This window comes from Flavobacterium chryseum, from assembly GCF_004362015.1.
Taxonomy (GTDB): Bacteria; Bacteroidota; Bacteroidia; order Flavobacteriales; family Flavobacteriaceae; genus Flavobacterium.
In genome coordinates, this window is the sequence record NZ_SNWW01000019.1 from 21,684 (window position 1) to 27,996 (window position 6,313).

Here is a 6,313-nt window from a genome sequence, read left to right on the forward strand (position 1 = left end):
TACAAAGTTCACGGATATCTCATTTAAAAAACTTGAACTACTTCAAGAAATCAGTTTAGACCTTTCCAGCCCTGATTTTACTCATAAATTCTGCAGAAAAATCTAAATAAGAAGCAATCATATATTGCGGAACGCGTTGCACAAATTCAGGAAAATGATCATTAAAGTGATGATACCTTTCTTCTGCTGACATTGTAAAAAGAAATTTAATTCGCATTTGCATTGCTCCAAAAGATTTTTGCGAGACAATTCTAAAATAACGCTCCAGTTTTGGAATTTCAATTAATAATGATTCAAGAATGGGTTTCTCTATAGCAATCACATCAGTGTTTTCTACAGCCTGAATGTAAAAATGTGATGGAACATGATTGTGATAACTTAATTGATCCGTAATCCACCAATTCTCAATAGCGAATTGTAGCGTTTGCTCAGAACCCTTTGAATTAATAATGTATTGACGCATACAGCCCTTTGTAATAAAGTAAATAGTGTTGCAGAGTTGCCCTTCCTTTAAAACATGTTCTTTCTTTTTTATGTTAGAAAGAGTGAGACATGATTCTAAAGTATCGATTTCCGAAGGGTCTAAAGGTATAAACTTCTCAATATGCTGAAAGAGTGCAGCGTACATTTCAATTACGTTTTCTACAAAGATAGTTTTAAAAAAAGATAAGTTTAAGATTAGAGGCTTGATTTTAGACTATGGAATCGTAAAATATCAAATTCATTCTTTATAGCATTTTAATATAACTGATGCATATCTCATTCCCTCATATGTTAATTTTAGAATATTTCGTATTATTATTTCTTACTAATAATATTTAATGTAAGAAAATATTTATATCTGTTTTTAAATATTTTTATAATTAACCGATTCAGCATTTAAAAAGTATACAGATCTAAGTAGTAGATTAAAGCTTTTTGTGTTTAAAAAAAATAATAATAATGAAAAAGATTGCAATTTATCTGGGAATGATTTTGTTTCCGATCGGAATTTTAGCGCAAGTAAATCAACATGATGACATGGAAAGGCAGACAAATCAAGGAGATTTTTTTAGTTCAGATTCAAGCACAGCATTGATACCAATATCCAAACAATCCCTATTACGAGATGTTGATGTAATTTTTAATTTGCGTTCTTCTTTTAATAGTAATTTATTAAATGGAAAACATACTATTTCGAATTTTAAAATGGATGAGTTTCGTTTAGAAATAGCAGGTAAAATTCATGATAAAGTAAATTTTAGATTTAGAAATCGTTACACAAATCAACCTGTTGCGGGCAATATGGATCATATGAGCAGTGCAGTAGATGTTGCATTTTTAAACTTTGAAGTTACACCAAGAACAAGTTTGAGCTTCGGTAAGCTTTGCGCAGATTGGGGCGGCTATGAATTTGATTTTAATCCAATTGATATATTAACTTATAACGACCTTTTAGACAATGCCGGATGTTATTTGGTAGGAGCAGGATTGGTTCACAATTTAAAAGACAGTAAAAATTCGTTTTCATTTCAAGTGCTCAATTCAGAACAGAATACGTATGAAAAGCAATATGGAATTTTGGCTCCGCCAAATATTAATCCTAGCCATTTTCCATTAGCAGTAGTTACAAATTGGCGAGGCAGCTTTTTTGGAGGAAAATTTGAAACCATTTACAGTTATAGTTTTTTTAATGAAGCAAAAGGAGCAAACATTAATTATCTCGCACTAGGAAATAAATTTAAATTCAATAAGTTCTTATTATATTATGATTTTAAATATAGCAATGAAGGAATTGATTTTACTGGTATAGTATCTCGAATTAAAAGTAGTCAGTATAATTATGCTGCAGAGCATACCCTCTATATAGAAAATTGGATCCGGGCAGAATATAAAATAAGCTCTAAGTTTAATACAGCATTGACTCTAATGAATAGTAATCAATTTTGGAATGATAATCCCGATCCTAATAATGATTCGAAGCTATCAACCAGCTACGGATTAATACCTACGATTCAATACTTTCCTTTTAATGATATAAATGTAAAGTTTTATGTTGGTTACACAGCAAGAAAGTTTACCTATACCAAATATGCTGAAACTACTTTCGGGGTTAAGGATTATTCCACCGGTCTATTTAGTTTTGGAATAATAGCTCCATTATTAGTTTTATAAGGATTTTAAAAATGATTATTTGTCAAAGAGAATTTGATCTTACTCCTTATTGTAATAGTAGTTATAAAAGCAAAAAACCATTCGCATTGCGAATGGTTTTTTTATGATAAGTAAGTAATCTAAATTGAGTTTATAAAACGTTTATTTTACTTTATTAAGTATTGCTTTGAAAGCTTCTGGGTGGTTCATAGCTAAATCTGCAAGAACTTTACGGTTCAATTCGATTCCGTTAGCTTTAACTTTCCCCATGAATTGAGAATAAGACATTCCTTCTAATCTAGCTCCAGCGTTGATACGTTGAATCCATAAAGCACGGAAATTTCTTTTATTCTGTTTTCTGTCACGGTAAGCGTAGCTCATCGCTTTCTCTACCGCATTCTTAGCAACTGTCCAAACGTTTTTACGTCTACCAAAGAAACCTTTGGCTTGCTTCATTATTTTTTTTCTTCTTGCTCTTTTAGCAACTGAATTTACCGATCTTGGCATAATTTTAATGTGTTTTTGTAGCAGGCGTCCTGAATTAAATCAAAGGAACTTAAAAGCCATACTCCAAGGTTATAATAAATAATTTTTTAACCTAAAGAAAATCTTTAGTCAAAGGTTTAAAAGTCAAATATCAAAAGTTTAAACTTGCAATTTACGACTTTACAACTTACGACCTATATTAGATAATTCTTAATTGTTGTTTGATGCTTTTCATATCTGTTTTGTGAACTAGCGCTGAGTGTGTCAAAGCTAATTTACGTTTTTTAGATTTTTTAGTCAAGATGTGACTTTTAAAAGCATGCTTTCTTTTAATCTTTCCAGAACCAGTAACTTTGAAACGTTTCTTGGCGCTAGATTTTGTTTTCATTTTAGGCATTTTTCCTAGTGTTTTAATTTATTCTTACTTACTTATATCTTAGTCTGAAAGTTTAAATGTCTAAAGTTTGAAAGTCAGTTTTTGACTTTTGGCTTTAAGACTTTAGACTTTAAGACTTATTTCTTTTTCTTAGGAGCAATGAACATAATCATTCTCTTTCCTTCCAAAACTGGCATAGCTTCCACTTTACCATGTTCCTCTAAATCTGTAGCCAAACGTAATAATAAAATCTGCCCTTGATCTTTATAGATGATAGAACGACCTTTAAAGAAAACGAATGCTTTTAATTTTGCACCTTCTTTAAGGAACTTCTCAGCATTTTTTCTTTTAAATTCATAATCATGCTCATCAGTCTGAGGACCAAAACGAATTTCTTTTACTACAACCTGCGTCGACTTAGCTTTTAATACCTTGTCACGTTTCTTTTGTTCGTAAACAAATTTCTTGTAATCCATAATTTTACAAACCGGCGGCTCAGCGTTTGGCGAAATCTCAACCAAATCCAATTCAAACTGATCTGCTAAACGTAATGCTTCTGCAAGCTTAAATACACCAGGTTCGATGTTTTCGCCTACTAGTCTTACTTCTTGTACACCACGAATAAGGTTATTTATTCTGTGTGCATCTTTTTTTTCTACTCGAGGTTGGTAACCTCTGTTGCTTCTTATTGCTATGACTTTATAATTTAAGTTAAACTGTAAAAACTTTTAATGTCTTTTTTATTTCTTCGTTTACAATAGCGACAAATTCATCAATTGTAACTGTAATATTCCCTTTTCCTTCTTGCCCGTGACGACGGATCGAAATAGTTCCGTTTTTCTCCTCTTCCTCACCAACAATAAGCATAAATGGTATTTTTTGCATTTCAGCATCTCTAATTTTCTTACCAATTGTCTCGCTTCGGTTGTCAATTAGGGCGCGAATTTCGTGATTTTCTAGCAAATCTAAAACTTTTTTGGCATATATTTCGTATTTCTCGCTCAAAGACAAGATTATAGCCTGTTCAGGCATCAGCCATAGTGGGAAATTTCCTGCAGTATGCTCTAGTAAAATAGCGATAAAACGCTCCATTGATCCAAAAGGAGCTCTGTGAATCATCACAGGGCGATGTAATTCATTATCAGCGCCTTTGTAAGTCAATTCAAAACGCTCAGGAAGGTTGTAGTCAACCTGAATAGTTCCTAATTGCCATTGTCTTCCTAAAGCATCTTTAACCATGAAGTCAAGCTTCGGACCATAAAAGGCAGCCTCACCATATTCTACAACAGTATTTAGTCCTTTATCTGCCGCAGCATTGATAATAGCATTTTCTGCCTTCTCCCAGTTTTCATCAGAACCAATATATTTTTCTCTATTTTCCTGATCTCTTAACGAAATTTGAGCAGTAAAATTTTCAAAACCTAAAGAACCAAATACATAAAGTACCAAGTCAATTACTTTTTTAAACTCCTCGTCTAATTGCTCCGGAGTACAAAAAATATGCGCATCATCCTGAGTAAATCCTCTAACACGAGTTAAACCATGCAATTCTCCAGATTGCTCATATCTGTAAACAGTACCAAATTCAGCATAACGCTTAGGTAAATCTTTATATGACCAAGGTCTTACATTATAAATCTCACAGTGGTGAGGACAGTTCATCGGTTTCAATAAAAACTCTTCACCTTCAGCAGGAGTATTTATTGGCTGAAAACTATCTGCACCATATTTTGCATAATGACCAGAAGTTACATAAAGCTCTTTCTGACCAATATGTGGAGTAACGACTTGTTCATATCCCGCTTTCTTTTGAGCCTTCTTTAAAAATTGCTCTAAACGATCTCTAAGCGCAGCACCTTTTGGTAACCATAAAGGTAAACCCTGCCCAACTTTCTGAGAGAAAGCAAACAATTCAAGTTCCTTACCTAATTTACGGTGATCACGACGTTTAGCTTCTTCAAGAAGTTCAAGATATTCAGTCAAATCTTTTTGTTTAGGGAAAGAAGTTCCATAAACACGAGTCAGCTGTTTGTTTTTCTCGTCACCTCTCCAGTAAGCACCGGCAACACTCATGATTTTAAAAGCTTTGATAATACCAGTATTCGGAATATGTCCACCTCTGCATAAATCAGTAAAAGTTGCATGATCGCAAAAAGTAATAGTTCCGTCTTCAAGATTCGAAATCAATTCAGTCTTGTAAACGTTATCCTTATACATAGCCAAAGCATCAGCTTTGCTAACCGGACGCATTTTAAACTCATGTTTCTCTCTCGAAATTTCAAGAACACGATCTTCAATCTTTTTAAAATCAGCTTCAACTATTTTCTGATCTTCAAAATCAACATCATAATAGAATCCGTTAGAAATTGCAGGCCCAAGAGTTAATTTAATTCCAGGATACAATTCTTCAAGCGCTTGTGCCATTACGTGCGAAGTCGAATGCCAGAAAGCTTTTTTACCTTCAGCATCATTCCAGGTATATAAAATAAGACTACCGTCGGTCGTCAATGGAGTTTCGGTTTCAATTGTTGTACCATTAAAAGCTGCAGAAATTACATTTCTTGCAAAGCCTTCACTAATGCTTTTGGCAACCTCCATCGGAGTTACGCCAGAAGCAAACTCTCTAATTGACCCATCGGGTAAAGTAATCTTAATCATTGTTTATAATTTTGTGAATGCAAATATAACGCATTACTAAAATACATACAATACATATGTACATGTTTATACTATAATATATGGAAGAAAAATCTATCATTAGAATAAGAAGCATATCTATACTATATATATGTACAAAACTATAATATATATAAGTAGAGAATTTACTCCCACAACCCGACAGTTTTTTAAAACCTGTCGGGTTTATTTTTGCTGTCTATATATAAGAGGGGAAGTTTTGTCAGGCTGATCGCAGTCGAAGCTCTATAAGTTGTAATTTGGAATTTCTAAAATTTAGAATTTAGTTTTTCAGGAGATGTTTCCCGCTAATTGTTCCAATCTTTTGTGCCGACCCCCGGCACAAAAGGATTTCTCCCGAGACTTCGGGGCTATCGGGGCTAGGGCAGCTGTTTTCAAAAGAAGCCTCCTTATATATAAGCAAAGAAGGCAACCTATAACCTTTAAAGCAAAAAACAGCCACTTTGCAGAGTTCTGCAAAAAGGGGTAATTAAGGTGCGAAGTCCATAAAACAGGGGTGGATTGGAAAGGTGAGATTGCGAACCCTACAACTCGCTACAGAAATTCCTCACAAATACTAAAAAAGTTATAATTGTAAAAAGGGGGTTATCAGAGAGTTAAGAAAAAGTTTTGAAAAAGGTT

The 6,313-nt window shown here is 33.4% G+C and carries 6 protein-coding genes; 1 reads left to right on the top strand and 5 read right to left on the bottom strand.

All coding sequences use genetic code 11. From position 1 onward, the window contains the following. Positions 1-55: 55 nt before the first annotated feature. Complete coding sequence (locus EV143_RS20810; protein ID WP_133509839.1) at positions 56-628, bottom strand: Crp/Fnr family transcriptional regulator; 573 nt, start codon at positions 626-628, stop codon at positions 56-58. Between the two features lie 314 nt (positions 629-942). Between EV143_RS20810 and EV143_RS20815 the strand changes: the two genes are divergently transcribed. Beyond that, on the top strand, positions 943-2,154 hold the full coding sequence (locus EV143_RS20815; RefSeq protein ID WP_133509840.1) for a porin: 1,212 nt from the start codon (positions 943-945) through the stop codon (positions 2,152-2,154). A 141-nt stretch (positions 2,155-2,295) separates the two neighbouring features. Here the strand turns inward: EV143_RS20815 and rplT are convergent, their stop codons facing one another. The 4 genes from rplT to thrS all read right to left on the bottom strand — a co-directional run bounded on the left by rplT (position 2,296) and on the right by thrS (position 5,653). Continuing rightward, positions 2,296-2,640, bottom strand: a complete 345-nt coding sequence (gene rplT, locus EV143_RS20820) for a 50S ribosomal protein L20 (protein ID WP_017498429.1) — start codon at positions 2,638-2,640, stop codon at positions 2,296-2,298. A 178-nt stretch (positions 2,641-2,818) separates the two neighbouring features. Then, on the bottom strand, positions 2,819-3,016 hold the full coding sequence (gene rpmI / locus EV143_RS20825; protein WP_022827375.1) for a 50S ribosomal protein L35: 198 nt from the start codon (positions 3,014-3,016) through the stop codon (positions 2,819-2,821). Positions 3,017-3,132: 116 nt separating this feature from the next. Next, positions 3,133-3,684 carry a translation initiation factor IF-3 gene (infC, locus tag EV143_RS20830; RefSeq protein ID WP_081491471.1) on the bottom strand — a complete coding sequence of 184 codons (552 nt, stop codon included), beginning with the start codon at positions 3,682-3,684 and terminating at the stop codon, positions 3,133-3,135. A 22-nt stretch (positions 3,685-3,706) separates the two neighbouring features. Then, positions 3,707-5,653: a threonine--tRNA ligase gene (gene thrS, locus EV143_RS20835; protein WP_133509841.1), complete on the bottom strand. Its 1,947-nt coding sequence runs from the start codon at positions 5,651-5,653 to the stop codon at positions 3,707-3,709. Between the last annotated feature and the right edge of the window lie 660 nt (positions 5,654-6,313).

Coding starts and splice junctions, on each gene's coding strand:
- EV143_RS20810 (WP_133509839.1), bottom strand. CDS start 628: ATGTACGCTGCACTCTTTCAGCATATTGAGAAGTTTATACCTTTAGAC.
- EV143_RS20815 (WP_133509840.1), top strand. CDS start 943: ATGAAAAAGATTGCAATTTATCTGGGAATGATTTTGTTTCCGATCGGA.
- rplT (WP_017498429.1), bottom strand. CDS start 2,640: ATGCCAAGATCGGTAAATTCAGTTGCTAAAAGAGCAAGAAGAAAAAAA.
- rpmI (WP_022827375.1), bottom strand. CDS start 3,016: ATGCCTAAAATGAAAACAAAATCTAGCGCCAAGAAACGTTTCAAAGTT.
- thrS (WP_133509841.1), bottom strand. CDS start 5,653: ATGATTAAGATTACTTTACCCGATGGGTCAATTAGAGAGTTTGCTTCT.